The sequence below is a fragment of the Streptomyces sp. C genome (genome assembly GCF_000158895.1).
Taxonomy (GTDB): domain Bacteria; phylum Actinomycetota; class Actinomycetes; order Streptomycetales; family Streptomycetaceae; genus Streptomyces; species Streptomyces racemochromogenes.
In genome coordinates, this window is sequence record NZ_GG657752.1 from 240093 (window position 1) to 243446 (window position 3354).

Here is a 3354-nt window from a genome sequence, read left to right on the forward strand (position 1 = left end):
TCCAGGCCCAGCTGTGGGGCCTCGGCCGGGTCGTCGCCCTCGAACAGCCCCGCAAAAAGGAAAAAGCCTCGTCGACCTGCCGGCCGAGCTGGACGAGCGGGCCGCGGCCCGGCTCGCCCGGGCCCTCACCGGCCCCGGCGACGAGGACCAGGTCGCGGTGCGCTCCGGCGGAGCCTTCGGCCGCCGCCTGGTGCGCGCCCCGCTCGGCGACCGCGAGCCGGTCCGCCGCTGGGAGCCGTCCGGAACGGTCCTGGTCACCGGCGGCACCGGAGGTGTCGGCGCCCAGGTCGCCCGCCGCCTCGCCGCCACCGGCGCCGCCCACCTCGTCCTCACCAGCCGACGCGGCGCCGAGGCACCCGGAGCGGCCGAACTCGCCGCCGAGATCCGCGCCCTGGGCGCCGACGTCACCATCCCCGCCTGCGACGTCTCCGACCGCGACCAGCTCAAGGCGGTCCTCGACGCGATCCCCGCCGACCGGCCGCTGACCGCCGTCGTCCACGCCGTCGGCATCGTCCAGTCGACCCTCGTCGACGAGATGACCACCGACGAGTACCGGAAGATCAACGAGGGCAAGATCGACGGTGCCCGCCACCTCGACGAGCTCCTCGGTGACACCGCACTCGACGCGTTCGTCCTGTTCTCCTCGAACTCCGGTGTCTGGGGCAGCGGCCGGCACGGCGGCTACGCCCCCGGCAACGCCTGGCTCGACGCGTTCGCCCAGCAGCGCCGCGCCCGCGGCCTGACCGCCACCTCCCTCGCCTGGGGCGCCTGGGGCGGCGGCGGCATGATGGAGGGCGAGGGCGTCGAGGAGTACATGCGCCGCCGCGGGGTCATCGAGATGGACCCCGAACTCGCCCTGAACGCGATGGTGCAGGCCGTGGAGCACGACGAGGTGTTCCGCGCCGTCGCCGACGTCGAATGGGAGCGCTTCGCCCGCGGCTTCACCTCCGGCCGCCCCAGCCCGCTCATCCAGGGCGTCCCCGAGGCCCGCGCCGCCCTCAAGGCCTCCGACGAACCCGCCCCGGCGGACGCGGCAGCCGGCGGGGCAGCGGCCCGGCTCGTCGAAGCGCTCACCGCGGCCAACCCCGCCGAGCGCGAGACGATCCTCCTCGACCTGGTGCGCGAGAAGGTGGCCGGCGTCCTCGGCCACGACTCGGCCGACGCCATCGAACCCGGCCGCGCCTTCAAGGGCCTCGGCTTCGACTCGCTGACCGCCGTCGAACTGCGCGACCGGCTCGGTGCCGCCACCGGCCTCAAGCTCCCCGCCACCATCGTCTTCGACTACCCCAACCCGGCGGCCCTCGCCGGCCACCTGCGCGGCGCCCTGCTGCCGGAGTCGACGGCCCCCGTCGGCTCGGTCCTCGACGAGCTCGACCGCCTCGAAGGCGCGCTCGCCGCCGCCGCGCCCGACAGCGACACCCGCACCAAGCTCAAGCAGCGCCTCGAAGCCCTGCTGTGGACCGTGGGCGGCACCGACGCCACCCCGGACGAGAGCACCGGCGAAGGCCTCCAGAGCGCCACCGCCGACGACATGTTCGCCCTGCTCGACAAAGAGCTGGGCACCTCCTGACACATCCGGGAGGGGTGTCTCCGCCGGCCGGGCCACGAGCCCGGTCCGTACGGCGGGGGCACCCCTTCCCCCATCCCACCCGCCGGGCCAGCGATCCGCCCCACGGGGCCCACGGAGATACCGACCATGGCGAACAACGAAGAGAAGCTCCTCGAATACCTCAAGCGGGCCACGGCCGACCTGCAGCAGACCCGCAAGCGGCTGCAGGCGGCCGAGTCGGCCGGCCACGAACCGATCGCGATCACCGGCATGGCCTGCCGCTACCCGGGCGGGGTGAGCTCCCCCGAAGACCTGTGGCAGCTGGTCGCGGCAGGAGGCGACGCCGTCGGCGCCTTCCCCGTCAACCGCGGGTGGGACATCGAATCCCTCTACGACCCCGACCCCGACAAGCCGGGCACCAACTACGTCAGGGAAGGCGGCTTCCTCCACGACCTCGACCGGTTCGACGCCGGCTTCTTCGGGATCTCCCCGCGCGAGGCCCTCGCCATGGACCCCCAGCAGCGCCTGCTCCTGGAGACCGGCTGGGAGGCCGTCGAACGCGCCGGGATCGACCCCGCCACCCTCACCGGCAGCCTCACCGGCACCTTCGTCGGCTTCAGCGCCATCGACTACACCACCGGCATCCTCCAGGCCCCGGACGAGCTGGAGGGCTACCTCGGCACCGGCAACCTGGCCAGCGTCATGTCCGGCCGGCTCGCCTACTCCCTCGGCCTGGAGGGCCCGGCCGTCACCATCGACACCGCCTGCTCCTCCTCGCTCGTCGCCCTGCACATGGCCGTCCAGGCCCTGCGCAACGGCGAATGCTCCATGGCCCTCGCCGGCGGCGTCACCGTCATGTCGAACCCCGCCGGGTTCGTCGAGTTCAGCCGCCAGCGGGCGCTCGCCGCCGACGGCCGCTGCAAGGCCTTCGCCGCCGCCGCCGACGGCTTCGGGCCCGCCGAGGGCGTCGGCATGCTCCTCGTGGAGCGGCTCTCCGACGCCCGCCGCGCCGGCCGCCGCGTCCTCGCCGTCATCCGGGGCACCGCCGTCAACCAGGACGGCGCCAGCAACGGCCTCACCGCCCCCAACGGGCCCGCCCAGATGCGGGTCATCAAGCAGGCCCTCGCCAGCGCCCGCGTCACCGCCGCCGACGTCGACGCCGTCGAGGCGCACGGCACCGGCACCACCCTCGGCGACCCCATCGAGGCCCAGGCCCTCCTCGCCACCTACGGGCAGAACCGGCCCGCCGACCGGCCGCTGTGGCTCGGCTCCGTGAAGTCCAACATCGGCCACACCTCGGCCGCCTCGGGCGCGGCCGGCGTGATGAAGATGGTCATGGCGATGCGCAACGGCCTGCTCCCGCAGACCCTGCACGTCGACGCGCCCTCCCCGAAGATCGACTGGGCCTCGGGCGCCGTGGAACTGCTGACCGAGGCCCGCGCCTGGCCGGAGACCGGCCGCCCGCGCCGGGCGGGCGTCTCCGCGTTCGGCATCAGCGGCACCAACGCCCACGTCATCCTGGAGCAGACCCCCGAGGACACCCGAACGGACCCCGGAGCGGACGCCCCCGGAACGGAGACCGGGGCCGAGCCGGCCGAGACCGGCCCCGGCCGCCCCGCCGTCCTGTCGGGCCCGGTGGACGGCACCCCGTGGCTCCTGTCCGGCCGCACCGCCGCCGCCCTGCGCGGCCAGGCCGAACGGCTCGCCGCGCACGCCGCCGCGCACCCCGGCGCGCACACCGCCACCGGCGTCGCCCTGGCCACCACCCGCGCCGCCTTCGACCACCGCGTCGGCGATCACCTTCC

General features: G+C 75.1%; 2 protein-coding genes. Both read left to right on the forward strand.

Annotated features, from left to right (window positions below):
* Nucleotides 1–1570, forward strand: a 1570-nt coding sequence (locus tag SSNG_RS37120) for a beta-ketoacyl reductase (RefSeq protein WP_206731443.1), incomplete at its 5' end; no start/stop codon positions are given.
* Between the two features lie 126 nt (nt 1571–1696).
* On the forward strand, nt 1697–3354 hold a 1658-nt coding region (locus SSNG_RS37125), incomplete at its 3' end, for a beta-ketoacyl synthase N-terminal-like domain-containing protein (RefSeq protein ID WP_206731444.1).